Origin of the sequence: Aminivibrio sp. (genome assembly GCF_016756745.1) — a bacterium.
Lineage (GTDB): Bacteria > Synergistota > Synergistia > Synergistales > Aminobacteriaceae > Aminivibrio.
Genome location: NZ_JAESIH010000068.1, coordinates 31,327 through 57,063, shown reverse-complemented (window position 1 = coordinate 57,063; position 25,737 = coordinate 31,327). Strand labels below are relative to the sequence as shown.

At 62.3% G+C, this 25,737-nt stretch carries 23 protein-coding genes and 1 riboswitch; of the genes, 22 read left to right on the top strand and 1 reads right to left on the bottom strand.

The window, feature by feature from the left end:
• From JMJ95_RS11910 to rd, 15 genes are all read left to right on the top strand, one after another.
• Positions 1–656: sodium-dependent transporter (locus JMJ95_RS11910; protein WP_290685594.1), on the top strand; the 656-nt coding region annotated here is incomplete at its 5' end.
• A gap of 138 nt (positions 657–794) precedes the next feature.
• Positions 795–902, top strand: a riboswitch (glycine riboswitch).
• 98 nt (positions 903–1,000) lie between these two features.
• On the top strand, positions 1,001–1,423 hold the full coding sequence (locus tag JMJ95_RS11905; protein ID WP_290685592.1) for a GrdX family protein: 423 nt from the start codon (positions 1,001–1,003) through the stop codon (positions 1,421–1,423).
• Positions 1,424–1,439: 16 nt separating this feature from the next.
• Positions 1,440–1,760, top strand: coding sequence for a thioredoxin domain-containing protein (locus tag JMJ95_RS11900; RefSeq protein ID WP_290685589.1), 321 nt, complete (start codon positions 1,440–1,442; stop codon positions 1,758–1,760).
• A 34-nt stretch (positions 1,761–1,794) separates the two neighbouring features.
• The gene (locus JMJ95_RS11895; protein ID WP_290685587.1) at positions 1,795–3,081 is read left to right on the top strand and encodes a glycine/sarcosine/betaine reductase component B subunit; all 1,287 of its coding nucleotides are present in this window, start codon (positions 1,795–1,797) and stop codon (positions 3,079–3,081) included.
• Positions 3,082–3,118: 37 nt separating this feature from the next.
• Positions 3,119–3,595 carry a glycine/sarcosine/betaine reductase complex selenoprotein A gene (gene grdA, locus JMJ95_RS11890; protein WP_290685585.1) on the top strand — a complete coding sequence of 159 codons (477 nt, stop codon included), beginning with the start codon at positions 3,119–3,121 and terminating at the stop codon, positions 3,593–3,595.
• Positions 3,596–3,609: 14 nt separating this feature from the next.
• A complete protein-coding gene (gene grdB, locus JMJ95_RS11885) occupies positions 3,610–4,920 on the top strand; it encodes a glycine reductase complex selenoprotein B (protein ID WP_290685597.1) in 1,311 nt (436 codons plus the stop codon).
• A 78-nt stretch (positions 4,921–4,998) separates the two neighbouring features.
• Positions 4,999–6,528 (top strand): glycine/sarcosine/betaine reductase complex component C subunit beta, encoded by a 1,530-nt coding sequence (grdC, locus tag JMJ95_RS11880; protein WP_290685583.1) that lies wholly within the window; start codon positions 4,999–5,001, stop codon positions 6,526–6,528.
• 15 nt (positions 6,529–6,543) lie between these two features.
• Entirely contained in the window at positions 6,544–7,692 is a 1,149-nt protein-coding gene (grdD, locus tag JMJ95_RS11875; RefSeq protein WP_290685580.1) for a glycine/sarcosine/betaine reductase complex component C subunit alpha, read from the top strand.
• Between the two features lie 238 nt (positions 7,693–7,930).
• Entirely contained in the window at positions 7,931–9,325 is a 1,395-nt protein-coding gene (locus JMJ95_RS11870; RefSeq protein WP_290685578.1) for a sodium:alanine symporter family protein, read from the top strand.
• A 72-nt stretch (positions 9,326–9,397) separates the two neighbouring features.
• Positions 9,398–10,510 (top strand): alanine racemase, encoded by a 1,113-nt coding sequence (alr, locus tag JMJ95_RS11865; RefSeq protein ID WP_290685576.1) that lies wholly within the window; start codon positions 9,398–9,400, stop codon positions 10,508–10,510.
• 405 nt (positions 10,511–10,915) lie between these two features.
• Positions 10,916–12,856, top strand: a complete 1,941-nt coding sequence (locus JMJ95_RS11860; RefSeq protein WP_290685574.1) for a transketolase — start codon at positions 10,916–10,918, stop codon at positions 12,854–12,856.
• An 8-nt stretch (positions 12,857–12,864) separates the two neighbouring features.
• Positions 12,865–13,452 (top strand): epoxyqueuosine reductase QueH, encoded by a 588-nt coding sequence (locus JMJ95_RS11855; protein WP_290685573.1) that lies wholly within the window; start codon positions 12,865–12,867, stop codon positions 13,450–13,452.
• Complete coding sequence (locus tag JMJ95_RS11850) at positions 13,409–14,386, top strand: AIR synthase related protein (RefSeq protein ID WP_290685570.1); 978 nt, start codon at positions 13,409–13,411, stop codon at positions 14,384–14,386. The genes JMJ95_RS11855 and JMJ95_RS11850 overlap by 44 nt, the downstream gene beginning before the upstream one ends.
• 4 nt (positions 14,387–14,390) lie before the next feature.
• The gene (locus JMJ95_RS11845; protein ID WP_290685566.1) at positions 14,391–15,479 is read left to right on the top strand and encodes a Xaa-Pro peptidase family protein; all 1,089 of its coding nucleotides are present in this window, start codon (positions 14,391–14,393) and stop codon (positions 15,477–15,479) included.
• Positions 15,480–15,594: 115 nt separating this feature from the next.
• Positions 15,595–15,756: a rubredoxin gene (gene rd, locus JMJ95_RS11840; RefSeq protein WP_290685563.1), complete on the top strand. Its 162-nt coding sequence runs from the start codon at positions 15,595–15,597 to the stop codon at positions 15,754–15,756.
• Positions 15,757–15,792: 36 nt separating this feature from the next.
• Here the strand turns inward: rd and JMJ95_RS11835 are convergent, their stop codons facing one another.
• Positions 15,793–16,266, bottom strand: a complete 474-nt coding sequence (locus JMJ95_RS11835) for a hypothetical protein (RefSeq protein ID WP_290685561.1) — start codon at positions 16,264–16,266, stop codon at positions 15,793–15,795.
• Between the two features lie 358 nt (positions 16,267–16,624).
• Here JMJ95_RS11835 and miaB point away from each other — a divergent pair, with 358 nt between their 5' ends.
• From miaB to ligA, 7 genes are all read left to right on the top strand, one after another.
• Positions 16,625–17,956, top strand: a complete 1,332-nt coding sequence (miaB, locus tag JMJ95_RS11830) for a tRNA (N6-isopentenyl adenosine(37)-C2)-methylthiotransferase MiaB (protein ID WP_290685559.1) — start codon at positions 16,625–16,627, stop codon at positions 17,954–17,956.
• Between the two features lie 12 nt (positions 17,957–17,968).
• On the top strand, positions 17,969–18,670 hold the full coding sequence (locus JMJ95_RS11825; RefSeq protein WP_290685556.1) for a ComEA family DNA-binding protein: 702 nt from the start codon (positions 17,969–17,971) through the stop codon (positions 18,668–18,670).
• Positions 18,667–20,124, top strand: a complete 1,458-nt coding sequence (locus JMJ95_RS11820; protein WP_290685554.1) for a ComEC/Rec2 family competence protein — start codon at positions 18,667–18,669, stop codon at positions 20,122–20,124. The genes JMJ95_RS11825 and JMJ95_RS11820 overlap by 4 nt, the downstream gene beginning before the upstream one ends.
• A 133-nt stretch (positions 20,125–20,257) precedes the next feature.
• Positions 20,258–21,025, top strand: coding sequence for a type III pantothenate kinase (locus JMJ95_RS11815; protein ID WP_290685552.1), 768 nt, complete (start codon positions 20,258–20,260; stop codon positions 21,023–21,025).
• Positions 21,022–22,065 carry a tRNA-dihydrouridine synthase family protein gene (locus tag JMJ95_RS11810; RefSeq protein ID WP_290685550.1) on the top strand — a complete coding sequence of 348 codons (1,044 nt, stop codon included), beginning with the start codon at positions 21,022–21,024 and terminating at the stop codon, positions 22,063–22,065. The genes JMJ95_RS11815 and JMJ95_RS11810 overlap by 4 nt, the downstream gene beginning before the upstream one ends.
• Positions 22,049–23,632: a lysine--tRNA ligase gene (lysS, locus tag JMJ95_RS11805; RefSeq protein WP_290685548.1), complete on the top strand. Its 1,584-nt coding sequence runs from the start codon at positions 22,049–22,051 to the stop codon at positions 23,630–23,632. The genes JMJ95_RS11810 and lysS overlap by 17 nt, the downstream gene beginning before the upstream one ends.
• A 14-nt stretch (positions 23,633–23,646) precedes the next feature.
• A complete protein-coding gene (ligA, locus tag JMJ95_RS11800; protein ID WP_290685546.1) occupies positions 23,647–25,695 on the top strand; it encodes an NAD-dependent DNA ligase LigA in 2,049 nt (682 codons plus the stop codon).
• The last annotated feature ends 42 nt before the right edge of the window (positions 25,696–25,737 follow it).

Below are 25,737 nucleotides of genomic sequence, written 5' to 3'. Positions count from 1 at the left end.
CCCTCTCCCTGGGAATGGGGTGCATGATCACCTACGGCAGCTACGTGGACAAACAGACCGCTCTTCCCGGAGCGGCGATCCAGGTCTGCGTCATCGATACCTTGGTGGCCATCCTTGCGGGACTCGCCATCTTCCCGGCTGTCTTCGCCTTCGGAGTGGACGCGGGAGCCGGCCCCGGACTGACGTTCGTCACCCTTCCCTCGGTCTTCGCGAAGATGGCCGGCGGGTCGATCTGGTCCGCCCTGTTCTTCCTGCTTCTCTTCATCGCCGCACTGACGTCGGCCATCTCACTTCTCGAAGTCGTGGCGTCGTACGTCATCGACAAGGGGTGGGGCAGGCCCAAGGCGGCGGTCATCATGGGACTCCTCATCTTCGCCCTCGGCGTACCCTCCGCCATGTCCCTGGCCGGAGCGCCGAAGATCGCAGGCAAAGACTTCCTCGACGCCATGGACTTCATTTCAAACAACGTTCTTCTGCCTCTCGGCGGCGCGTTCATCGCTCTCTTCGTGGGCTGGATCTGGACGGCGGACGCACGGAAGGAAGTCACCAACGAAGGAACCGTTTCCTTCGGGCTCATGGAGCTGTGGATCTGGGTCTGCCGGATCGTCGCTCCTCTCGGGATTCTGTACATTTTCATCACCGGCCTCAAGTGGTGACGGAAGCCGTTTTTTTTGGAGGGCCCCTTCAGGGGCCCTTTTTTCTTCCTCTGCCCGGCCCTGAAATTCATTTTGTTGTTTCGTTCACAAAAAGCTTGACTCCTTTTTCTCATTGTGTAAAATAAACGTGATCTCCGGATGAACGCCGCAAGAGAGACTTTCCAGCACACAGGAAAGCGCCGAAGGGGCAAGGCCGGCCCGGCAGGGCGGTCGGAAACTCTCAGGCGAAAGGATTGCGGCCGGACGGATCTCTGAAATGAATAGCTCCCCCGATGCGGTTTCCCCTCCTCTCCGGGGCTATGCGACAGAGAGTGTCTTACCTATAGGCATAGGGAGGCAGTTGAATGTCCTGTCGCAGGCTTCTTGTCACCAACAATCCCCTTTTGCGGAACACCGTCCCGTCCTGCGATTTTGTCGAGGGCGATTCTCTCGCTGTTCTCCTGCGGTCGAGAGATTTTGTCCACATGGGCTGGATTCTACTGTCCCACCCCCTTTACGGCAATCTCCGCCCCCACCAGCACCCGTACCGCTCCGTCCTCCTGGAGCGTCCCGCCGGTGAATCAAGGCCGCCTCTCGACCTCCAGTCCCTGGAATACGTTGAAAACGCCCTCGGTGTGTATTCCGCCGAGAAGGAGCGGATTCTCACCGACAGGGGAATGCCCGGCGCCGTCCGGGACGATTTCGCCTATATAGACGCCGAGCTCATGAAGGAAAGCCTTTCCCGGTACGGCCTGTGGCCGGGAGAATCTTTGAAGAACGGTCATTGAAAGGAGGTGAAGGATAATGGTTGAATTGACGAAGGAGAATTTTGACGCCGAGGTCAAGGAGAGCGCTCTTCCCGTGCTCGTTGACTTCTGGGGCCCCAAGTGCGGTCCCTGCATGGCGCTGCTCCCAAACGTCCACAAGATGGCGGAGGAGTACGAAGGCAAAGTGAAGTTCTGTTCCGTGGATGTTTCCGGGAACCGGAGAGTTGCCATCGCGAACAAGGTCATGGGGCTTCCCACGTTCCTGTTCTGGAAGGACGGCGCGGAAGTCGCCAGGATCAGCGGCGGAGATGTGACCCTGGAAAAGATCAGGGAAAACGTGGAGGCTCTTCTGAAGTAGTTTTTCACGCCCAAAAGGGGGGAAACAGACAACCATGAGACTCGAGCTGCACAAAGTGAAGATCAACAAGCTGGCCTGGGGAGAAAAGACTTTCGTCCGGGGCGGCGTGCTGACTGTGAACAGGGAGGAACTCCTTTCCGTTCTCGCCGGCGATGAACGGCTTGCGAAGGTGGATGTGGACCTTGCTCTACCCGGCGAAAGCGTCCGCATTCTTCCCGTGAAGGACGTAGTAGAGCCCCGCTTCAAGATGGAAGGCCCCGGCGGAGTGTTCCCGGGCATGGTGTCCGACGTGGAATCCGTCGGTGAGGGCAAGACCCTCGTCCTTTCCGGAGCCGCCGTCGTGACCACAGGAAAGATCGTCCGCTTCCAGGAAGGCATCATCGACATGAGCGGCCCAGGGGCCGACTATACGCCGTACTCCCGGACCTGCAACGTGGTGATTATCCTCGAAAACGTCGAGGGGATCGACAAGCACGATTACGAGACCGCCTGCAGAATGGCGGGGCTGAAGGCTGCGGCGTACCTTGCCGAGAAGTGCCTCGGCACGCCCGCCGACGAGGTTGAGACCTACGAGACGCCCTGCCTCAGGGACGCCATGGCGGCTCACCCCGGACTGCCGAAAGTCGCCTATCTCTACATGCTCCAGTCCCAGGGGCTTCTTCACGACACCTACCTCTACGGCGTGGACGTGAAAAAAATCCTTCCCACCTTCCTCAACCCCACGGAAGTCATGGACGGAGCCATCGTCTCGGGCAACTGCGTGTCAGCCTGCGACAAGAACAACACCTACTCCCACCAGAACAACCCGGTGATCCACCACATGTTCAGGCGCCACGGCAAGGACTTCAACTTCCTCGGCTGCATCGTCACCAACGAAAACGTGACCCTCGCCGACAAGAAGAGAAGCTCCTCCTACTCCGTCAAGCTGGCGAAGACCCTCGGCGTGGACGGCCTCCTCATCTCCGAGGAAGGCTTCGGCAACCCTGACGCCGACCTGATCATGAACTGCTGGAAAGCCGAGCGGGCCGGAATCAAGACCACCCTTCTTACCGACGAATACGCCGGCCAGGACGGTGCGAGCCAGTCCCTCGCCGACTCCTGCCCCGAGGGCGATGCCTGCGTTACCGCCGGAAACGCCAATGAAGTGATCGTTCTTCCTCCCATGAAGAAGGTCATCGGCGTTCCCGAGGAAGCCAACGTCATTGCCGGAGGCTGGCAGGGATCCCTCGCCGCCGACGGCACCATCACCGTGGAGCTCCAGGCCATTCTCGGAGCCACCAGCGAGCTCGGCTTCACGAAACTCGGAGCCTACACCATCTGATCCGACGAACCGCACAACGACAAGGAGGTGTCACAGCATGGCCAAACTGGCAGGTAAAAAAGTTCTGCTGCTCGGTGAGCGCGACGGCGTTCCCGGCCCCGCCATGGAAGCATGCCTGAAGGACAGCGGCGCCGATATCGTCTTCTCGGTGACCGAATGCTTCGTCTGAACCGCCGCAGGAGCCATGGATCTGCAGAACCAGCAGCGCATCAAGGATGCCGCTGAGAAGTACGGCCCGGAAAACGTGGTCGTCATTCTGGGTTCCTCCGATGCCGAAGGCGCGGAAATTTACGCCGAAACGGTAAGCAACGGAGACCCCACCTTTGCAGGTCCCCTGGCCGGAGTCCAGTCTGGACTCGCCGTATACCATGTCTTTGAACAGGAGATTCGGGACGAATGCGATGCAAACGCCTGGGAAGAGCAGATCAGCATGATGGAAATGGTGCTCGACCCCGAGAAACTGTCTGAAGCCGTGAGCGGCATTCGGGCACAGTTCAGCAAGTACGCCCTATAAGAGGGGAGGGAGTAATTGTGTCATACCGGATCATTCATTATATAAACCAGTTCTACGCCGGCATCGGAGGCGAAGAGAAAGCGGACATCGCTCCCGAGATCCGCGAGGGAATAGTCGGGCCCGGAACGGCTCTGAAGGCGGCTCTCGGAGCCGATGCTGAAATAGTGGCCACCGTGATCTGCGGCGACTCCTACTTCGCCTCCAACATGGAGAAGGCAGGCGCCGAGATCATCGACATGATGAAGAAGTACAAGCCCGACGCCGTGGTGGCAGGGCCCGCCTTCAACGCCGGCCGCTACGGAACCGCCTGCGGCGCCGTGTGCGAGGCAGCGGTGAAGCAGCTCCGCATTCCTGCGGTCTCCGGAATGTATCCCGAGAATCCCGGCGTGGAGATGTACAAAAAGAGCTTTTACATCGTGGAAACTCCGGACAGCGCCGCAGGCATGAGGAAAGCGATACCCGCCATGGCGGCCCTCGTCCTGAAGCTCCTGAAGGGCGAGAAGCTCGGCACCCCCGCGGAGGAAGGTTATATCGAACGGGGCGTCAGGAAGAACAAGTTCTACGACAAGCTCGCCGCCGAGCGGGCGGTGGACATGTTCACCGCCAAACTGAAGGGAGAGCCCTTCGTCACCGAGTATCCCATGCCCGTATTCGACAGGGTGGCCCCCAATCCGGCGATCAAGGACATGAAGAACGCGGTCATCGCCCTGGTCACCTCCGGCGGCATTTGCCCCAAGGGCAACCCCGACCACATCGAGGCATCCAGCGCCAGCAAGTTCGGCGAGTACGACATCACCGGCGTTATGGACCTCACCGCCGACCGCTACTGCACGGCCCACGGCGGCTACGACGCCACCTACGCCGATCAGGACGCCGACAGGGTCCTCCCCGTGGACGTTCTTCGCGACATGGAGAAGGAAGGCGTTTTCAAGAAACTCCACAACAAGTTCTACACCACCGTGGGCAACGGCACGGCGGTGGCGAGCGCCAAGAAGTTCGGCGCCGAGATAGCCCGGAGGCTCATCGCCGACGGAGTGACCGCCGTCATCCTCACATCCACCTGAGGAACCTGCACTCGTTGCGGCGCAACGATGGTCAAGGAAATCGAGCGTGCAGGCCTGCCCGTGGTTCACGTGTGCACCATAGTTCCCATCTCCCTCACCGTGGGAGCCAACAGGATCGTTCCCGCCATTGCCATCCCCCATCCTCTCGGCGACCCCACCAGGACCATGGAGGAAGAGAAGGAAATCCGGCGCCGCCTGGTGGAGAAATCCCTGAAGGCGCTTCAGACGGAGATTTCCGAGCAGACGGTGTTTGCCGACTGACGGATGTTCATGCACGGGCCCGGAGAATCTCCGGGCCCCGAAGCTCAAGAGAGAAAAGCACAAGGAGGTTGGACCCCCATGGCCACCGCAGGAATCAAAGGATACGCCTACTGCCTGAACCACGCTCCCGAAACAGGATTCCATTACGGAAACACGCCGTTCATCGAACGAGAGACGAAGGGTGAGACCGAGTTCCTTCGGGAATTGCCGTCCTTCATGCAGAAATACGAGGAAGCCCGGGACTATGCCCCCAACCAGGCCTACATCGGCGGCATCGGCCTCGAGGCCCTGGAAAACACCCCGCAGCCCTGGTACGTCAACAGGATGGCCGGTTCAAACCGCTACGGGACCTATGGTGAGATCATGCCCGAGGATGAGTTCCTCGGCCTTATGGATATATGCGACGTCTTCGACATCATCTGGCTGGATGCCTCCTTCGCCGCCTCGGTCAGGGAAAAGCTCGCCGCAAGCCCGGTGATGAACGACAAATTGCTCGCCCGCCTCGAGGCAGGCCATTCCGCCGACGAGATTGCCCACGAGACCGCTCACAAAAAAGCCCTTCCCCTGTACTTCAACGGAAAGGTCGTGGGCTGCGCCAGAAACGGCCACGAGGTGGACGACTGCCTCTTCGCCTACGTGCTGCTCGAGAACATCGCCTGCAAGGCCGGGGGAGTGCTCTCCCTCCTGCACCTGCTGAAGAATACGGGCATGGCCCCCGAAGAGGTGGATTTCGTCATCGAGTGCTCCGAGGAAGGCGCAGGCGACATGAATCAGCGAGCCGGAGGCAACTTCGCAAAGGCCATCGCCGAGATCGCCGGGTGCGTCAACGCCAGCGGCTGCGACGTCCGGAGCTTCTGTGCCGGTCCTGTCAACGCCATGATCGCCGGTGCGGCCCAGGTGGCCTCCGGCGCACGGAAGAACTGCGTCGTGCTCGCGGGCGGCGCCGTACCAAAACTCTACATGAACGGCCGCGACCACGTAAAGAAGAAGATGCCGGCCCTGGAGGACTGCCTCGGGAACTTTGCCGTGCTCCTCGTTCCCGACGACGGAACGTACCCCGTCATGAGGCTCGACGTCCTCGGCAAGCACACCGTTGGCGCCGGATCGTCCCCCCAGGCGGTGACCACGGCTCTCATCCTCGATCCCCTGGAGAAGGCGGGGCTTTCCTTCATGGACGTTGACAAGTACGCCGCCGAGCTCCACATCAACGAAATCACCCTTCCTGCGGGCGCGGGGGATGTCCCCCTGGCGAACATCAAGATGACCGCCGCTCTTGCCGTTACAAAGAAAGCCATCGAGAAGGCCGACATGATGACCTTCGTCAAGGAGCGGGGTGTTACCGGCTTCGCCCACACCCAGGGGCACATCCCCTCGGGAGTGCCCTTCGTGGGGCACGCCTGCGAGGCGCTGAAGGCGGGAACCATGAAACGGGCCATGATCATCGGGAAGGGAAGCCTCTTCCTCGCAAGGCTCACGAACCTTGCCGACGGCGCCTCCTTCCTTCTTGAGCCTCCTTCCGGAAAAGCGGAAACGGGAGCAGCTGTTTCCAAAGACGACATCAAGGCCCTTCTCCTGGAGGTTCTCTCGGAACTGTCAGGAAAGCTGTAGACGGGAGGAAAGACCATGTCTGATATCAGGAAGCTCATAGGCGAAGCCCTGGCGGAAATCGTATCCGATGCCCGATCGGGAGGACCCCGGATATCCGTGGGTCTCATGGCCGCGGGCAGCGAGCTCGGGGCGGAAGAACTCGCCCGGGGCGCCAGGCTGGCCCAGGAAAATTCGGCCCGGATAGGGGTGGTCATGATCGGTCCTAGGATCCCCGGCTTCGAGGACCTGGCATGGATCGAGACCCCGGACTGCGAGGAGGACGTGGCGAAGGCCATGGAAGAAGCCCTTTCCGATGGGCGGATCGCCGGCGCCGTGGCGCTCCATTATCCCTTCCCCCTTGGTGTCACCACCATCGGAAGGGTTCTGACTCCAGGCAGAGGCAGACCCATGATCCTAGCCTCGTCCACCGGTACCTCCGCGGCGGGCAGGGTGGAGGCAATGGTCAGGAACGCCCTGTACGGCATCGCGGCCGCAAAGGCCATCGGCCTGGACAATCCTTCGGTGGGAATCCTCAACGTGGACGGTGCCCAGCTTGCCTATAAAACCCTCAATTCCCTGAAGGAGAAGGGATACCCCATTTCTTTCGGCGCCAGCATAAGGAAAGACGGAGGCGCTGTCCTCAGGGGGAACGACATTCTTGCCGGAGCCGTGGATATCTGCGTCACCGACACCCTCACGGGGAACGTGCTGATGAAGATGTTCTCCTCCTTCACCACTGGGGGATCCTACGAATCCCTCGGGTGGGGCTACGGTCCCTCGGCGGGAGAGGGGTGGAACAGAGTTATCTCCATCATCTCGAGGGCTTCCGGAGCCCCGGTCATCGCGGGCGCCCTGGAATATACCGCCAGGGCCGCGGCGGGCAATTTGCCGGAAAAGGTGGCGGCGGAGCTTGCCGCTGCCCGGAAGGCAGGCCTGGACGCCGTGCTCGAAGGGCTCGCCCGGAAAGCCTCCTCCGCGGACCAGGTGACCGCTCCTCCAGCTGAACCGACCGACGAGGAAATCCACGGCGTGGACGTCCTGTCCATCGAAGACGGCGTCAAGGTTCTCTGGAAAGAGGGGATTTATGCCGAATCTTCCATGGGATGCACCGGTCCCGTAATCAAGGTTCCCGGGAAACATCTCGGCAGGGCTGAAGACATTCTCAGAGCCGGCGGATATATTTGACATTAGTTGGGAAGGCTGATTCTGCCTTCCCTGTTCTCTTTTCAGAGGAATGATCTATGCTATAATTTTTCTGAAAGAATGAACCTATTCGAACATTAAAGGGGGGAAAGAGAGACTCCAATCTGCAGCTTGTTCCGGATTCCGCCGTTTTTTTTGTTTTGGAGGCACCCCCGTTCCGGGAGAGCCCGGAGGGGAGAAATTTGCGCGCTGAATAACATGAGAGGGGGAATCGCAAATTATGCAGGAAGTAATGAGGATCAACGGGGTTATCAACAGTATCGTATGGGGGCCCTGGATGCTGGCCCTCCTGGTAGGCACAGGTGTCTACCTCACCATCGTTCTCGGTGTGCCCCAGCTTCGCTATTTTTGTCTTATGTTCAAGGAAGTATTCGGCAACCTCGGCAAGAAGAAGGAAGGCGAAGGTGCCATCTCCTCCTTCGCAGCCCTCTCCACCGCTCTCGCCTCCACGGTGGGAACGGGCAACATCGCGGGTGTCGCCACGGCTCTTCACCTCGGCGGCCCCGGGGCCCTTTTCTGGATGCTCGTCTCCGCCGTATTCGGCATGACAACAAAGATGGCGGAAGTCACCCTGGCGGTCCGGTTCCGTGAAAAGGACGAACTGGGCAACTGGCGGGGCGGTACCATGTACATCCTCGACAAGGCCGCCGGTCAGAAATGGCTCGCCTGGCTCTTCGCCCTCTTCGGGTTCCTCGCCTCCTTCGGCATCGGCTGCGCTGTCCAGGCCAACTCCACCGCTGAAGGCTTCAATCTCGGCTTCGGCATCCCCAACATCTACACCGGAATCGCCATCGCCGTGCTTACCGCTCTTGTCATCGTGGGCGGCCTGAAGCGTATCGCCGACGTCACCACCTACCTCGTTCCCTTCATGGCCATCTTTTACATCGTCGGCGCCATAATCGTGGTTGCCGCCCACAGCGACCAGATCGTACCGGCTTTCAGCAACGCCGTGAAGTATGCCTTCAGCGATCCCATGGCCATGCCCGGAGCCATCGCGGGATGGGCGGTCAGGGCGGCCATCACCCGGGGCATCGCCAGGGGCGTTTTTTCCAACGAAGCCGGCCTCGGATCCGCTCCCATGGTTCATGCCACCGCAGTGGTGGATCATCCTGTCCGCCAGGGCATGTACGGTCTCTTTGAAGTTTTCACCGACACCATCATCATCTGCACCCTTACCGCTCTTGCAATCCTCACCAGCGGAGTGCTGACGGGAAATCCCGAACTCTCCGGCGCGAAGCTCTCCCTGTCCGCCTTTGAAGTCGTCCTCGGCGGCACGGGCACCATGATTCTCTCCGTGGGGCTGGGCCTCTTCGCTTTCTCCACCATCCTCGGCTGGTACTGGTACAGCGAGACCTGCGGCACCTACATCTTCGGAACGAAGGTCATCCCCGTTCTGAAGGTTCTCTGGGTCGTCCTCATCGTTCTCGGCGCGGCAGGCGGCGTGTTCCTCGGCAATGCCAAAGTCTTCCTCGACAACCTGTGGGATATGGCCGACACCCTGAACGGCCTCATGGCGGTACCGAACCTTGTGGCCCTCCTCATCCTCTCCGGCGAGATGAGGAAGCTTGTGAAGGACTTCGACGAAAAGCGCCGGAACGGTACCCTGAAGGTCTAACGAAACGACGGCAGTTTCGGAAAAAGGGGACGGGATCCCGTCCCCTTTTTTCCGGAAGGAAGGGGGATCCTTATGCACCGCGCCACGCGAATGGAAGTCAATCTTGCGAACGTGAAAGCCAATTTTCTGGCCGTACGGCGCCATGTGGGGCCGGGACCGGAAATTTTCGGAGTCATTAAAGCCGATGCCTACGGGCACGGTATTCACCAGGTCTGCAAAGCCCTTTCGGAAGCGGGGTGCAGGCGGTTTGCCGTGGCCATTCCCGACGAGGCCTTCGAGCTGCGGGAAGGAGGCGTCACCGCGCCCCTTCTCGTCCTCGGGCCCGCTCCCGCCCGGTCGGCGGCGGAATATGTCAGGCAGGATGTCACGGCGACGATCACCGATCTTTCCTTCGCCCGCGCCCTCAGCGCCGAGGCGGTCAGGCAGGGGAAAAAGACGCCGGTCCACGTGAAGGTGGATACCGGCATGAGCCGCATCGGGTTTACTCCGAAAGAGATCCCCGCCGTTCTCGACGAGCTGGGAACCCTGCCTGGGCTCTTCCTGGAGGGGATGTACACCCACTTCGCCACGGCGGACGAGCGGCGCCTCGATTTCACTGAGTACCAGTTCTCGGGGCTGAAGGAGGCCCTGGCTGCCGCGGAAGCCAGGGGACTTTCCGTTCCCTTACGCCACGCCTGCAACAGCGCCGGGATTCTCGCATGCCCGGACAAGTATCTCGACGGCGTCCGTCCCGGAGTTATCCTCTACGGCATGTACCCCTCGTCGGAATGTGTCCGGTCCGTGGAGCTCCTTCCCACCTTCGAGGTGAAAACGGAAGTGGCCCTCGTGAAGGAACTCCCCCGGGGAAGCGGCGTGGGCTATGGCCTGAAGTACATGACCCGGGGGACGGAAACCATGGCTGTGCTTCCCGTGGGGTATGCCGACGGATATTCTCGGGCCCTCTCCATGAAGGTGGACGTCCTCATTGGTGGAAAACGGGTCCCCCATGCGGGGAACATCTGCATGGACCAGATGATGGTGAACGTCACGGGAATGGAAGTAAAGGTAGGCGACGAGGTAGTCCTTATCGGCCGGCAGGGAAGCGAACATATTTCCCCCGAGGAAATCGCCGCCGCGAGAAACACCATCAACTATGAAGTGCCCGTCATGTTCCTCAGGAGGGTTCCGAGAATCTACATCTCCTGATGGCTGCGGAATTCCTGCTGCGTGCCGATGTGAAAGACACCTTCGGGCGGTCCGGCAGGACCGCCCGAAGCCACCCCGGCGGGGAGCCTCACCGGCGGCCCAAGCGAGCACCGGTGACACTCCCCGCTGCCTGCGGATTTAGGCCTTCGTTCGCCGGTTGCCTGCCTGTAAAACCGACGTCCGTGCCTGTTTCTCTCACCTCATGCACCCCCCTCCAGGGGATATCTCCGCAAAAAGAGCGCGGAGCGGGATCTCTTCGCCCCCGGGGAGGGCGAATTTACCGTATGCCCGACGACACTCCCTCCGCCTGAAAAGCCTGCGGATTTAGGGGGCCGCCCTTTTCTGATTTTTTCCCCCGACTTGGGTATAATGGGTATCGTCACAATTCAAGGAGGCGATACGAAAATGAACCTTCCCGCACTAAAGAATTTTTCCGTCGGCTCCCTCGATGATGCCATGGTCCGTGCCCTCGAGGAAGCCGCCGCACGCTGCAGACGAAACGCAGTCACCATGGTCACCCTCGCGGAGAGCGGCCACCCTGCCGGTTCCCTTTCGAGCACGGAAATGTATCTGACCGTCTACGGCGTTGCGGACCTGACGCCGGAGAATTGTTCGGGACTTGACCGGGACTATGTTTCCGTCAGCCACGGCCACACCTCGCCGGGAGCTTACGCCGCCCTCGCGGAGTGGGGATTCTTCCCGCCCATGGACGCAGTTGCCCATTTCCGCCAGTGTGGTTCCCCATTCCAGGGTCACGTGGAGCGGGACGTGCCGGGCATCGACTGGGGAAGCGGCAACCTCGGCCAAGGCCTTTCCGCAGGAGTCGGCTTCGCCCTCGCCCAGAAAGCAAGGAACAACGGCAAGCGAACTTACGTTCTCATGGGGGACGGCGAGCAGACCAAGGGCCAGAGTGCCGAGGCCCGGCGGATCGCCGTCAAGGAGAATCTCGCCAATATCACCGCGCTGGTGGACTGGAACAACATCCAGATCTCGGGAACCATCGAATCGGTCATGCCCGCGGACATCCCCGCCCTCTGGAAGGCCGACGGATGGAACGTGATGGAATGCGACGGCCACTCCTTCCGGGAACTCTACACCGCCCTCCGCCTGAGCGTGTCCTGTGGCAGGCCCACGGTCATCCTGTGCCGGACCGTCATGGGCAGGGGAGTGTCCTTCATGGAAAACACGCCTGAATTCCACGGCAAGGCTCCCCGAACGGAACTGTACGTCCAGGCCATGAAGGAGCTCGGCGGCGACCCGTCCCTTCTCGACGAGGCAAGGAAAATTCGCGAGTCGGCACCGGTCCCCGCAGGAAGACACGTGGCGCCCGCGAAGGCGGACCTCGATCTTGGAGACCCCGTCACCTACGGAGCGGACAAGAAGACGGACAACCGCTCCGCCTTCGGTACCGCCCTCGCCGACGTGGGCGAAAAAAACTACGGGAAGGAAGGCGGAACGCCCCTTCTCGTCTTCGACTGCGACCTTGCCGGCTCGGTGAAGACGGGGGACTTCGCGAAAAAATGCCCCGACTGGTTCATCCAGGCGGGCATCCAGGAACATTCCACCGCTACCGCCGCCGGGGCCGCTTCCACTGCCGGCGTGGTCTCCCTGTGGGCCGATTTCGGCGTCTTCGGCCTGTGCGAGGTGTACAACCAGCAGCGGCTGAACGACATCAATTCCGCCAACCTCAAGACGGTGCTTACCCACGTGGGCCTCGACGTGGGCGAGGACGGCAAAACCCACCAGGCCATCGACTACGTGGGGCTGCTCCGGAACACCTTCGGCTGGAAGCTCGTGGTGCCCGGAGACCCCAACCAGACGGACAGGGCCACCCGCTGGGCCCTCGGCGAGGCGGGGTGCGTCTGCATCGCCATGGGCCGGAGCAAGCTCGACGTCCTGACGGATGAAAAAGCACACCCTCTCTTCGGAGGCGACTACCGTTTTCGCTACGGGGAAGCGGTACAAGTGCGCCCCGGGAAGGACGGCGCCATCTTCGCCCTCGGCGCCATGACGGAGCGGGCTGTGAAAGCCCGGGACATTCTCCGAGAGAAACACGGCATGGAGGTGTCTGTGTACTGCGTGTCCAGTCCTCTCGCCCCCGACGACGGGGCCCTGCAGGAAGCGGCGGCCACGGGCCGTATTCTCACCTGCGAGGACCACTCGGTGAACAGCGGCATGGGGTCCATCCTCGCCGCCCGGATGACGGAGCTGGGGCTCAGCGCATCCTTCAGGGCCGTGGGGGTGCACACCTACGGAGAGTCCGGCAGCTCCCCCGACGTCATCGCAGCCATGGGCCTCGACGAGGTCTCCCTGGCGAAAGCCTTCGAGTCCCTTTCGGGAAAATAGCCGGACCCGTGGGACAACGGCTTCTTCTCCACGCATGCTGTGCTCCTGACGCCACGGTGCCCCTCGCCGATCTTTCGGCGGAGGGGTATGCCGTGACTCTCTACTGGTACGGCGCCAATATCCACCCTGCGGAAGAGGAAGAAAAACGAAGGGAGGCCCTCGTCTTCCTCGCGGCGGGAAGAGTTCCCGTCATCGTGGAGGATACCTGCACTCCTTCGTGGATGGAGGCGGCCTCGCCCCTGGCGGGGGAGCCGGAGGGCGGCAGGCGGTGCGCCCTCTGCTTCAGGCTTCGGCTCGAGGGGGCGGCACGGGCGGCCCTCCGCGAGGGTATCCCTTTGCTCTCCACCACCCTGACCATCAGTCCCCACAAGGACGGGGCGCTCATCAACGCCATCGGGGAGGAAACGGCTCGGGCTTTCGGCCTACGGTGGCTGTCAAGGATCTTCCGGAAGAACAACGGTTTTGTCCGCTCCGTCGCCATGTCGAAGGAGCTCGGTCTCTACAGGCAGTCCTACTGCGGCTGCATTTTCAGCCTGCGAAGAGGTGAAGCACATGAATCAGTCTCCGGTGGGGAAACTTCCCCCGGGTCAGCTTGAAGGAAGCATTTTCCGGTTCTGCGGGGCATCCCGGCCCGAGGTGATTATCGGTCCCGGCATAGGGGAAGATGCCGCGCTCATCCGGTGGCCGGATGGAAAATACGTGGCAGTGGCCTCCGACCCCATAGTCGGGGCGTCCGCAGGAGCGGGGAAATTTCTCGTCCACATCAATGCCAACGACATCGCCTGCAAAGGAGGAGACCCTTCATTTTTCGTGGTCACCCTCCTCATCCCCTCCAGGCAGGGCATTCCCATGGTGGAAGGCCTCATGAGGGAAATCCACGAGGCCTGCCTCTCCATAGGGGCGGCAGTGGTGGGAGGCCATACGGAACTTACGGACCGCTACGACCAGCCCGTTCTCGTGGGAACAATGATGGGCCCGACGGAATACGCCCACCGGGCCACGGACATTCGTCCCGGGGACAGGCTGATTCTCACGAAACATGCCGGCCTCGAGGGTATGGCCATCCTTGCCTCGGACAGGCCCGACCTCCTGGAACCTGTCATCGGTCCCGATGGCGTCCGGGAGGCCGCCGGCTGGCTGGAGGACATCTCGGTCCTTGAGGAAGCGAAGTGCCTCCGGGACATCGCCCGGTTCCTTCACGACCCCACCGAGGGGGGCATCGGGGGGGGCATAGCGGAGATCATGCGGCTCAGCAGTCTCGGCGTCGAGCTGGACTACGGGAAAATCCCCCTCTCACCTCTTACTGAACGGGCGCGTCAGGGCCTGGGATTCGATCCCTTCCATCTCATCTCCTCCGGAGTCCTCCTGGCGGTGGTGGCTCCCGAACACGAGGAGGAAGCCTTGGCGAGGCTGGCGAAGAAGGGGATTCCCGCCGCTTCGGCAGGACGGTTCGTCGGGGGCCGGGGAAACTGTCCCGACAACGTCGCCGAGGAATTATGGGGCCTGCTCGGCCGGTCGAAGGGAGAATGACTCCATGAACAGGGAAGGAATTTCCGGACGGGTTGCCCGTCTCCGGGAACGCCTCGGGCAGGAAGGAGCGGATGTTTTCGTCCTTGTGGTGGCGGAGCGGTACAACAGCGAGTCCATGACCTACCTGAGCGGCTTCCGGGGAAGCAGCGGCGCCCTCGTCGTGTCGGAGGACAGGAACTATCTCCTTACTGACGGTCGCTATGCTCTCCAGGCCCGGGCAGAGTCGCCTTTCGACATCGTCATTGTGGATGGCGGATCCCTCCAGGGAAAGACGGCGGACATTCTGCGGCAGGGACGGTGGGAAACCGCCGGATTCGAGGCGGAGCGGCTCTCCGTTTCCATTTTCAGCGCCCTCGAACCATCGGTCTCTGTCTGGAAAGATTGCTCCGGGCTTCTACCCTCCCTGCGGCGGAGGAAGGAAGAGGGCGAGGCGGCCCTCATCCGGAAGGCGGCCGCCCTGGCCTATCATGCCTACCTTGAGGTCCGGGAGGGCATGACGGAGAAGGAGTTCAACGCCCTGCTTGAATACACCCTGAGGAAAAACGGCGCCGAAGGGGGATGGAGGAACAACGAATTCATCGTCGCCTCCGGCGAGCGGAGCGCCCTGCCCCACGGCGTACCCACCGACCGGGCCTTCCGGAAGGGGGACATCGTCACCGTGGATTTCGGCGCCACAGTGGAGGGGTACATGTCCGACCTGACCAGAAACTTTACCATCGGCCCTCTCTCCCCCCAGAGCAGGGATATCCAGGACACCCTCCTGGAAGCCCATCAGCGGGCCGTGGAGGCCCTCCGCCCCGGTGTGGAAGGCAAGGCTGTGGATGCCGTCGCCAGGGACGTGATCACCCGCCGGGGATGGGGAAAGCATTTCCCCCACGGCCTCGGGCACGGCCTCGGGATGGAGGTTCACGAAGTGCCGCGGCTCTCTCCCCACTCCAGGGACGTCCTGGAGGAAGGGGACGTGGTCACCGTTGAGCCGGGCATCTATATCGAGGGCTGGGGCGGCATGAGGATCGAGGACGACTACCTCGTCACCGCCGGCGGCGCGGTTTGCCTCTCCGGCGGGGAGGGAAGGGAAGCCCCCGCGCTGTGACGTGCCGGGGGAGAATCAGCGGAATCTGTTTCTCCGGTTGCCTTTTCTTGCCGGAAATAGATATAATGATCTTCAGGAAACACAATCACGAAGAACACCAGAAGGGGGATATCTCATGAAAAAGTATGTGTGCACCGTGTGCGGCTATGTCTACGACCCCGCCGAGGGCGATCCCGATTCGGGGGTGGCTCCCGGAACAGCTTTTAAAGACATTCCCGACGATTGGGTTTGCCCGGTCTGTGCCGTGGGCAAGGATATGTTCGAGCCCGAGGAGTAAAACGCAATAAAAAAAGGAGGCCGAAAGGCCTCCTTTTTATTGCAGGGACTTCACGATGTATGAGGCTGCCGAAACCATGTCCTCCCGGGACAGGGAAGACGATTCGAGAGTGAGAGTGGCTTCGTCGGTCAGGGCAACCGCCAGGGCCTGCCCCACCGAGGGGACTTCCTCCAGGAGAGCCCGTTTCCCTTCGACGGTGAGTCCCTCGTAGGAAGAACCGAATCCCAGAGGCCGGTCATCGGCCGAGAAGCCTTCAGGGGGAGTACGAAGCTCTCCGGCTCCGGGGCCGGCCATCAGGGTGGCCTTCAGTGTCCGCCCCCCGCCGGCGGTGTAGACCCGAACAAGCCATTCACCGAAATTACCCGATGGAGCCTCCAGCGGAGTCCGCTGTACTTCCTCTCCGGTGAAGCCGGGAATGTCGGGAAGAGTCCATGCCGGGGCAGTGCCCGGAAAGGCCAGGATTATCAGGAGAGCCGGAAGAGCCGGCAAGAAAAAACGAAAATGTTTCACTTTCAATACCCCCTCGGCCGTTTTTCTCTATTCTACTACATGGGCCCTAAATCCGCAGGCAGCGGGGAGTGTCCTAAATCCGCAGGCAGCGGGGAGTGTCCTAAATCCGCAGGCAGCGGGGAGTGTCACCGGGGAACGCTTGGGCGGGGGGTGCAGATTGTCGTCCTTGACAACTGCACCTGAAACCGACATCCGTGTCGGTTTCTCGGCCCGGGCGCTGTGCCCGGCGACACTCCCTCTGCCTGAAAAACCTGCGGATTTAGGTGGGCGAACCGAATTTTTCATTCTTCCCGTTACGGGGTATAATCAATTTCTGACCGAGTGTCTTCAATTCAAAACCGCCGGGAGGAGTTCTTCCGTGTACCGATATGCCCTGAAAGTTTACGGCTGTCAGATGAATGTCTATGACGGCGACAAAATGAAAACAGCGCTGAAAGAACGGGGATGGACCGAGGTTCACGAGGAGGAGGCCGACGTGGTCATCCTCAACGGATGCAGCATCCGCGACAAAGCCGAGCAGAAAGTCTGGAGCGACCTTGGCAGGTTCGCCCCCCGCTGGGAGAGAGAGCGGAAGCCCTTCGTTGCCGTGACGGGCTGCGTGGCCCAGAACGTGGGCCGCAAAATGGCCGCCCGGTTCCCCTGGGTCCGCTTCGTCTCCGGCCCCAGGCACATCGGCGCCGTGCCTGACGGCCTGGAGAAGCTCATGGCATCTCCCGGTGAAATCTTCCTGTTCCTTGACGACGACCCAAGAGCATTCATCGAACTCCCCGGCGCCCCCGTGGAGCGGGTCAACCCCTGGAAAGCCTTCGTTACCATATCCCACGGCTGCGACAACTTCTGCTCCTACTGCATCGTCCCCTACGTCCGGGGGCGCTTCGTCTCCCGTCCCCCCGAGGATATCCTCGAGGAAATGAGAACCCTTGCGGCCGACGGCGTCCTGGAGATCACCCTGCTTGGGCAGAACGTGAACAGTTACGGAAAGGATTTCACCAACGGCTACACCTTCGCCGACCTCCTGAGGGACGGCGCCCTGAAGACGGGAGTCCGGCTTCTCCGGTTCGCTACCTCCCATCCCCGGGACTTCACTCCCGACATTGTGGAGGTAATGGCGGAGCATTCTTCGGTGATCTGCCCCTCCATCAACCTGCCCATCCAGTCAGGGAGCGACCGCGTCCTCGCCCTCATGAACAGGGGATACACGGTGGAGCAGTACCGGGCCGTGGTCTCCGCAATCCGGAGCCGACTGCCGGGAGTCGGCCTCACCACGGATCTCATCGTGGGGCACCCCGGGGAAACGGAGGAGGATTACCGGGAATCTCTGAAGGTGCTGGAGGAATTCCGGTTCGACCTCGTTCACTCCGCCGCCTACTCTCCCCGGGAGGGTACCGGGGCGGCACGCCGGGAGGATCAGGTTCCCCACCGGGAAAAAATGGCACGGCTGAATGGGGTGAATATCCTCCAGTCGAGAATCGCCCGTGAGATCAACGAATCCCTCGTGGGGAGCTTTTTCCCCGTGCTTCTGGACGACTTCGCCCCCCGGGGAGATGGACTCCTGCAGGGGCGGACCCCTTCCGACAAGGTGGTGCTCGTGGAGGCGGGGGAGGAGATGCTCGGCCGGTTTGTCCGAGTGGAGATCACCCGGGCGGACAACTGGTGCCTCTCCGGCCGGATCGTCGAAAACGGAAAATAGGGGGGACGGGCAGTGAAGAAAGGTATTTTTTCCGATCCGAAATACCAGGGGCTCGCCTTCTTCGCCCTGGGAATCGGGTGTTTTGTCCTGGCGGGAATAGTGGTGTTCCTTTTCTCGGGCCGTTTCGTGGACCGTCCCTCGGGAGCGAAGGCCGGCCCCGCCCTCTCCATAACCGTGCCCGCAGACAGACCCTCCGCACCGCCGGAAGTTTCCATGCCCGCTCAGGAGCCTCCGGAGGCGAAGGAGTGGGTGCTCTACATCACCGGCGGCGTGGCTTCGCCGGGAGTCTATTCCCTCCCTCCTGGAAGCAGAGTTCACAACCTGGTGGACGCTGCGGGGGGACTGCTTCCCAACGCTGATCCCGTGAAGGTCAACCTGGCCGCTCCCCTGGCGGACGGGGTGCATGTCCATGTCCCCCTGGCGGGGGAGGACGGCGGAAAGAACGATGCCTCAGCTTCCGGCGCCCCGCCGGACAGCGGTTTCCTCCGGCCGCCCGCAATTCCTGGCGGCAATGTCGGCGGAGCCGTGAGGGTGAACACCGCATCCCTGGAAGAACTCCAGCGTATCCCCGGGATCGGTCCGACGATTGCTCGGGCCATCCTCGAATACCGGGCGCAGAAAGGCAAGTTCTCATCCCTGCAGGATCTCCTGAAGGTGAAGGGTATAGGCCCAAAAAAGCTGGAGAGCATCAGGAACCACGTCGACCTGCGATGATCCCCCTTCCGGGATATGACGAAGGCATCGCCCGGGCCCCTCTTCTCTTCCTCCTCGGAGCGGTCTTTACGGCCCTCGTCCTCGGCGATAGGGGAATGCCCCCTTCTGCGGCCGGAGCCGCCGCATCACTTGTATGCCTCGGGCTCCTTCTCCTTCTTTCCGGCCGCCGTCCCGCCCGGTTTCTTTCTTACTGCCTCGCTCTGGCCCTTCTGGCCTTCCTGTGTTCCTTCCTCTCAACCTGGAGGGTGCAGAACTTTTCCCCGCTCCGGGGACGGGTTCTCGACGGCGGCGTGGTGATCCTCGAACGCCCGTGGGGTTCCTCAAGGGTCGTGGTGGTGGACGGCGCGACGGGACGGTACCTTCTCAGGCTCCGGCCGGACCGGTCCGTCATGGAAGGGGAGACCCTCACATTCGCCGGCGAGGCAGTACCTTTCAGGATCAGGGAAAATTCATCCTTCAGGGAAGACCTGTACTGGCGGGCCAGGGGCGTGTCCGCCGAGGTTTTCCCCGACGAACTGCTGCCCCGGCGGGAGAGGCGTTTCGGCCTGCCCGCCCTCAGAACGGCCCTTCGCAGGAACATACTCCTCAACCTTCCTCCGGCCACCAGGGGCTATCTTCTCGCCGCCTTTCTCGGCGTTCGGGACCCCTCCCTCGCAGACGGCCACAGGACCTGGGGAACCGCCCACCTTCTCGCCGTCTCCGGCTTCCACGTGGGCCTCGCCGCTGCGGCTGTCTGGAAGATTCTCTCCCTCGGCATTCTTCGCCGGAGGCTGTCCTTCCGCGGACGGATTCTCGCGACAAGCGGCCTTCTCTGGGGCTACGCCCTTCTGGCGGGGGGAGCGCCAAGCGCCCTCCGGGCCGCCCTGATGGTGCAGTCCGTACTCCTCGGCTATGCCCTTGGACGGAAGGGGAGCCCCCTCAACGCCGTATCCCTGGCGGGGCTTCTTCTCCTTCTCTGGAGGCCCGAGTGGTACGCCGACCTCGGATGGAGGCTGTCCGTTACGGCAGCCCTTCTGCTGTCCGCTCTTGCCGAACGGGGAACGGGCTGGAGGGCAGCCCTTGCCGCAAGCCCTCTGGTCTGGCTCGCCACCTACCCCCAGACAGCCGCCGTCTTCGGCGCTGTCCCACTGTCCGGCATCCTGGTCAACATGGCGGCCCTCCCGGTCTTTGCCTTTCTCTACCCCTTCGCCGCCGTGCTCTCAATACCTGCCCTTGCGGGGATACCCGGGGGGTATTATATCGCCGCCGCCGCCGAGGGGCTCTTTCTCCTCTGGCAGTGGGCGGCGGATACTCTCACGTCATTCATACCGTGGTCTGCCTCCTGGTCGCCGGCGTTCGCCGTTGCGGGCAGCGCCGCCTTTATCGTCTCCCTCGCCTTCGGCCTCTTCAGGCCGGGGCTCCGAACCTTCGGGGGAGCCCTGCTTGCGCTCCTCGCCGGGATGATCTTTTTCTGAGGTTCCGCCCTGTGCTGCCGGCATTATCTCCCTCTGCCTGCGGATTTAGGTTAGGACTTGGGGGACGAAATTTCCCTCCCGACAGGGTATAATGTCCTGATGTTGAAATCCTTCAAAAGAGGAGGACGGTACTATGCTGCTGGTCCTTGACGTCGGAAACACCACCACGGTCATCGGCATCTACGACGGTGAGACCCTGGTGAAGCACTGGAGACTCATGTCGGAGAGGCGCACCTCCGACGAGCTGGGCATATTCCTGCTGAACCTGCTGGACATCTGCGGCATCCCCCGGGCGTCCATCGACGGGGCCATCTACTCGAGCGTCGTACCCTCCCTCGACATGGCTCTCTCCGAGGGCCTGAGGGAATACCTCGCGGTGGAACCAGTGAAGGTGACGTCCGCCCTGGACCTTGGCATCGACATCGCCTATTCGCCCAAGCATGAAGTGGGGGCCGACCGGCTTGTGAACTCCGTGGCGGGGAAGGCCAAGTACGGCGCGCCCCTCATCGTGGTGGACTTCGGCACGGCCATCACCCTCGACATCCTGAACTACGAGGGGGCCTACCTTGGGGGGACCATCTCCCCCGGCCTGGTGACGGGCATGGAATCTCTCTTCGGGCGCACGGCGAAGCTGCCCCAGGTCTCCCTGGAACCCCCGAAGACCGTCATCGGGAACAATACCATCGGCTCCATCCAGGCGGGAATTCTCTTCGGCAACGCGGGGCTCGTGGATTTTCTCGTCCGGAAGACCTGGGACGAACTGGGCGGCAGAACGCCCGTGGCGGCCACGGGAGGCCACGCGGCGGTTATCGGCGCCATCTCGGAAACCATCACCACAGTGGACCCGTGGCTCACCCTGGAAGGGCTCCGGCTCATCCACGAGCGGAACCGCCCGCTGTGAGCGCCTTTCCTCCGGTCTTTTCCGTGGTCGCACCGCACCGCACAGAAGCGGGTGGGCTGGCTCTCGAATCCCCCCTCCTGCTGGCCCCCCTCGCCGGGGTGACCATTCCCCCCCTGCGGCTCTTCTATTCGCTCCTCGGTGCCGCGGCTGTCCACACGGAGATGATCAGCTGCGCTGGGCTCCGGCGGGCCAACAGGAAAACGGCGGCCATGCTCGACATCCTGCCCGGTGAAGCGCCGGTCATTGTCCAGCTCTTCGCGGGCGACACGGAGACCATGCTGCGGGGCGCCGAGACCGCCCTGGAGGGGACGTCCTTCCGGGCGGTAGGGATCAACATGGCCTGTCCCATGCCCAAGGTACTCAAAAAGGGAGCGGGGGCCCGGCTCCTCGAAAACCCGGGCACGGCATTTTCGATGGTTTCCTCTCTGTCGGGCCTGGGACTGCCCGTATGGCCGAAGATCCGAAAATGCCCTCCCGGTTACCCCCTGACGACGGAGGAGTTCTGTCGGGGGCTTCTGGATGCCGGTGCCTCCCTGGTCTGCCTTCATGGCCGCACTCCCGCCCAGCGGTATTCAGGAGAGGCTGACCGGGAGATCGTGGGGGCCATGGCGGCGAAATTCCCGGAAAAAATTTGCGCCAGCGGTGACGTCTACACCCCGGAGCAGGCGGCGGACTATCTCCGGCGGGGGTGCCGGACTGTCCTGATGGCGAGGGGCGCCTTGGCTGACCCCTTCCTCTTTGCCCGCACTCTGGCGTTTCTCGGGTATGACGTGCATAATAGTTACAGAAATCCGTCCCCGGATTTCCAGATGTCTCTGTTGCTGCACTTCGGCGACTCGGTGTGCGGCTATTGCGGCCCACGGATGGCGGTGCTTTTCGTAAAGCGCCTTCTTTCCGGCATGTTCAGGGGCGTCCGGGGTATAGGCGGGCTCCGCAGGGCGGCGGCCCGCGTACTTTGCTGGACGGAACTCCGGGGGATACTTGAACGTTGTGACGCGTACTTCGAAAGGAGAGAAGAATGCAGTGGATGTACAATATGAAAAGGACGCCCCGAACCGTATCCCCCAGGGGAACGACGGAGAGGACGAGATTGTTCGTCAGCGGAAGGACAAACTTGAGCGGCTGATTGCCGAGGAGGGCTACAACCCCTACCTCGTGGAGAAGTGGGACCGGAAGCACTCCCTCGCCTACGTGCGGGAGAACTTCAGCCACCTGGCCGAGGACGAGATTGACGAGTCGGTGACCATCGTCACCGCCGGCAGGGTGATGGCCCTCCGCAAGCACGGGAAGGCCGCTTTCGCCAACCTGGCCGACGAGACGGACAGCCTGCAGCTTTATTTCCAGTTCAACGCCATGGGCGAGGAGAAGTACACCTTCGCGAAAAAATGGGTCGACTCGGGCGACTGGGTCGGCATCATCGGCCACCCCTTCCGTACCCAGCGGGGGGAACTCACCATCCACGTCCGGGAGTGCGTGCTCCTCTGCAAGGCCCTCCGTCCTCTGCCAGAGAAGTGGCACGGCCTGAAGGATACTGAAGTACGGTACCGCCGACGGTACACCGACCTCATAGCCAACCCCGAGGTGCGTGAGACCTTCCGGAAACGGTCGAAGATCATCTCCTCCATTCGGAAAACCCTGGAGGACCATGGTACCATCGAGGTGGAGACCCCGATTTTGTCGGTCCTTGCCGGAGGCGCCAACGCCCGCCCCTTCAAGACCTTCCACAACGCCCTCGGCATGGAGATGTACCTCCGCATCGCCACGGAGCTCTACCTGAAGCGTCTCGTGGTGGGCATGTTCGGCCGGGTCTACGAGATGGGAAAGAACTTCCGCAACGAGGGGCTCGACACCATGCACAACCCGGAGTTCACAGCCATGGAGGTCTACTGGGCCTATGCGGATTACCACGACATGATGGACCTCACCGAGGAGATCATCCGGAACGCCGCCGACGTGGTCTGCGGGCCCGGCAATCCTAGGAAGGTCCGTTTCCAGGACGTGGATCTCGACTTCGACAGGCCCTTCAAGCGGGGGAGCATGCTCGACCTGGTGGCGGAATACACGGGCATCGATTTCCGCGGCATAGCCGAAGACGACGAGGCCCGGAGGATAGCCAAGGACCGGGGCGTGGAGATCAAGGGAACCGAGAGCCGGTTCACGGTCCTCAATCTCATGTTCGAGACCTTTGTGGAAGAGAAGCTGATCCAGCCCACCTTCGTCACCGGCCATCCCACCGAGATCTCCCCTCTCGCCAAGAGAGACCCGGAGAACCCGGACTACACCCGCAGGTTCGAGCTCTTTATCTGCGGCAAGGAAGTGGCCAACGCTTTCAGCGAGCTGAACGATCCGCTGGACCAGCGGGGCCGGTTCGAGGACCAGCTCAAAAAGAAGGAGGCCGGCGATGACGAGGCTCATGATTTCGATGAGGACTTCATAAACGCCATCGAGACGGGCCTTCCCCCCACGGGAGGACTGGGCATCGGCGTGGACCGGCTTGTCATGTTCCTCACCGACTCCAGGTCCATCCGGGATGTCATTCTTTTCCCGACCATGAAGCCCCTGCCTTCCCGCACCAGGGAGGACGGCGGTGAGGCCGCAGGGGAGTAGGAGGCTGACCCCCCGTGCCCCGGGACGAGGAACGAGCGTTGGAGATACCTGAAGAGGTCCGGCGGCGGGCGGCTTTCCTGCAAAGGGAGCTCGCCCGCCACGGGCGCCTCTATTACGTGGAGGACGCTCCCGAAATTCCCGATGACGAATACGACGCCCTTTACCGGGAGCTTGTCGATCTCGAGGCCACATGGCCGGAGCTCGCCTCCCCCGATTCGCCCACGAAGCGGGTCGGCGCGAAGGCGAGTGAACGGTTCGAGAAAGTCACCCTCTCGGTCCCCATGCTTAGCCTGGACAACGCCCTGAACGGGGAGGATTTGGACGGCTTCCTGAACCGAACCGCCCCCTGGGCGGCGGGAGGGTATGTCTGCGAGATGAAGATCGACGGCCTCGCCGTTTCCCTCACCTATGAGGACGGCGCCTTCGTCAGGGGAACGACCCGGGGAGACGGGCGGGTGGGGGAGGATATCACCGCCAACCTCAGGACTATCCGCACCCTTCCCCTCACCCTTTCAGACTTTCCCCGGGGGCGGGTGGAGGTCCGGGGCGAAGTGTTTCTTGAGAGAAAATACTTCGCGCGCCTCAACGAAGAACGGGAAGAGCGGGGAGAGCCCCTCTTCGCCAACCCCAGGAACGCCGCCGCAGGAAGCCTCCGGCAGCTCGACCCGGCGGTCACCGCCGGAAGAAGGCTTTCCATCTACCTGTACTCGGTGGTCTTCCCCGAACATCTTGGTCTCGCCTCCCAGAGGGAGATCCTGGAATGGCTCTCCCGGGTCGGGTTTCCCGTCCAGAAAGCCTGGCAGTTCTGCCCCGACGGAGATGCAGTGAAGGAGTTCGTCGCCGCCTGGGAAAAGAGACGATTCTCCCTTCCCTATGCCACCGACGGGGTGGTGGTGAAGCTCGACTCCCTTCGCGCCTGGAGCGAAATGGGATCCACCTCCCACGCCCCCCGGTGGGCCATAGCCTTCAAGTATCCCCCGGAGGAAAAGACCACCCGCCTTTCCGATATCATCGTCTCCGTGGGTAGGACCGGGGTACTCACCCCCGTGGCCGTCCTCGAGCCGGTGACCCTTTCCGGGACGGTGGTCCGGCGGGCGAGCCTCCACAACGAGGACGAACTCCGCCGAAAAGACCTCCGGATCGGGGATATGGTCCGGGTCCGGAAGGCGGGGGAGATCATCCCGGAGGTGCTCGGGGCCGTGAAGGAGCTCAGGAACGGAACCGAGCGGGAGTTTGTCATGCCTGAAGCCTGCCCGTCCTGCGGATCCCCGGTGGTGCGTCTCAAAGGCGAGGCTGCCCTCCGGTGTATGAACAGGGCTTCCTGTCCCGCCCAGCTCAAGGAGGGCATCCGCCATTTCGCCTCCCGGGGCGGCATGGACATCCGCGGCCTGGGCGACAGGCTGGTTGAGCAGCTCGTGGACAAGGGGATTGTCCGCACGGTGTCCGATCTGTACCGTCTTTCGATCGACTCGGTGGCCGGCCTGGACCGGATGGGGCCGAAGTCGGCGGAAAACCTGCTGGAAGCCGTCAGGACTTCGAAGGAACGGCCCTTCTCCCGCCTCCTCGCCGCCCTCGGCATTCGGTTCGTGGGGGCCCGGGGGGCGGAGATCCTGGCAGAGGCCTTCCGGGATGTGCAGACCCTCAGCAAGGCTCCGGAAGAAGCCCTGGCATCGGTGGAGGGCATCGGACCCGTCATGGCGGCGTCCATCCGGTCCTTTTTCGCCAGGGAACAGAACAGGAAACTGCTGGAGGAACTGGCGGAGCTCGGCCTCAGGGGCGCCCTTCCAGCCCCGGAAGAACAGCCCGGTGAGCAGGGATCCCGGTTCCTCGAGGGCATGCGCATCGTTTTCACCGGGGAGCTGGATTCCCTGACCCGGAGCGAAGCCGAGGCCCTCGCGAAGGCAGCAGGCGCGGCGTGTTCCTCCAGCGTGAGCAGCAGAACCTCCCTGGTGGTGGCCGGCAAAGAAGCGGGGAGCAAGCTCGCGAAGGCCGCCGCCCTCGGAGTGCCCATCGTGGGAGAAGAAGAATTTCTCGAAATGATCCGCAGCGGAAGGACTTCCTGAAGGTCTCTTCAAGAAATACCCCACCGGTCGTTTCGTCGAACA

Coding starts and splice junctions, on each gene's coding strand:
- grdD (WP_290685580.1), top strand. CDS start 6,544: ATGTCTGATATCAGGAAGCTCATAGGCGAAGCCCTGGCGGAAATCGTA.
- grdC (WP_290685583.1), top strand. CDS start 4,999: ATGGCCACCGCAGGAATCAAAGGATACGCCTACTGCCTGAACCACGCT.
- JMJ95_RS11845 (WP_290685566.1), top strand. CDS start 14,391: ATGAACAGGGAAGGAATTTCCGGACGGGTTGCCCGTCTCCGGGAACGC.
- JMJ95_RS11850 (WP_290685570.1), top strand. CDS start 13,409: ATGAATCAGTCTCCGGTGGGGAAACTTCCCCCGGGTCAGCTTGAAGGA.
- rd (WP_290685563.1), top strand. CDS start 15,595: ATGAAAAAGTATGTGTGCACCGTGTGCGGCTATGTCTACGACCCCGCC.
- JMJ95_RS11815 (WP_290685552.1), top strand. CDS start 20,258: ATGCTGCTGGTCCTTGACGTCGGAAACACCACCACGGTCATCGGCATC.
- JMJ95_RS11895 (WP_290685587.1), top strand. CDS start 1,795: ATGAGACTCGAGCTGCACAAAGTGAAGATCAACAAGCTGGCCTGGGGA.
- JMJ95_RS11820 (WP_290685554.1), top strand. CDS start 18,667: ATGATCCCCCTTCCGGGATATGACGAAGGCATCGCCCGGGCCCCTCTT.
- JMJ95_RS11900 (WP_290685589.1), top strand. CDS start 1,440: ATGGTTGAATTGACGAAGGAGAATTTTGACGCCGAGGTCAAGGAGAGC.
- JMJ95_RS11870 (WP_290685578.1), top strand. CDS start 7,931: ATGCAGGAAGTAATGAGGATCAACGGGGTTATCAACAGTATCGTATGG.
- JMJ95_RS11860 (WP_290685574.1), top strand. CDS start 10,916: ATGAACCTTCCCGCACTAAAGAATTTTTCCGTCGGCTCCCTCGATGAT.
- alr (WP_290685576.1), top strand. CDS start 9,398: ATGCACCGCGCCACGCGAATGGAAGTCAATCTTGCGAACGTGAAAGCC.
- JMJ95_RS11905 (WP_290685592.1), top strand. CDS start 1,001: ATGTCCTGTCGCAGGCTTCTTGTCACCAACAATCCCCTTTTGCGGAAC.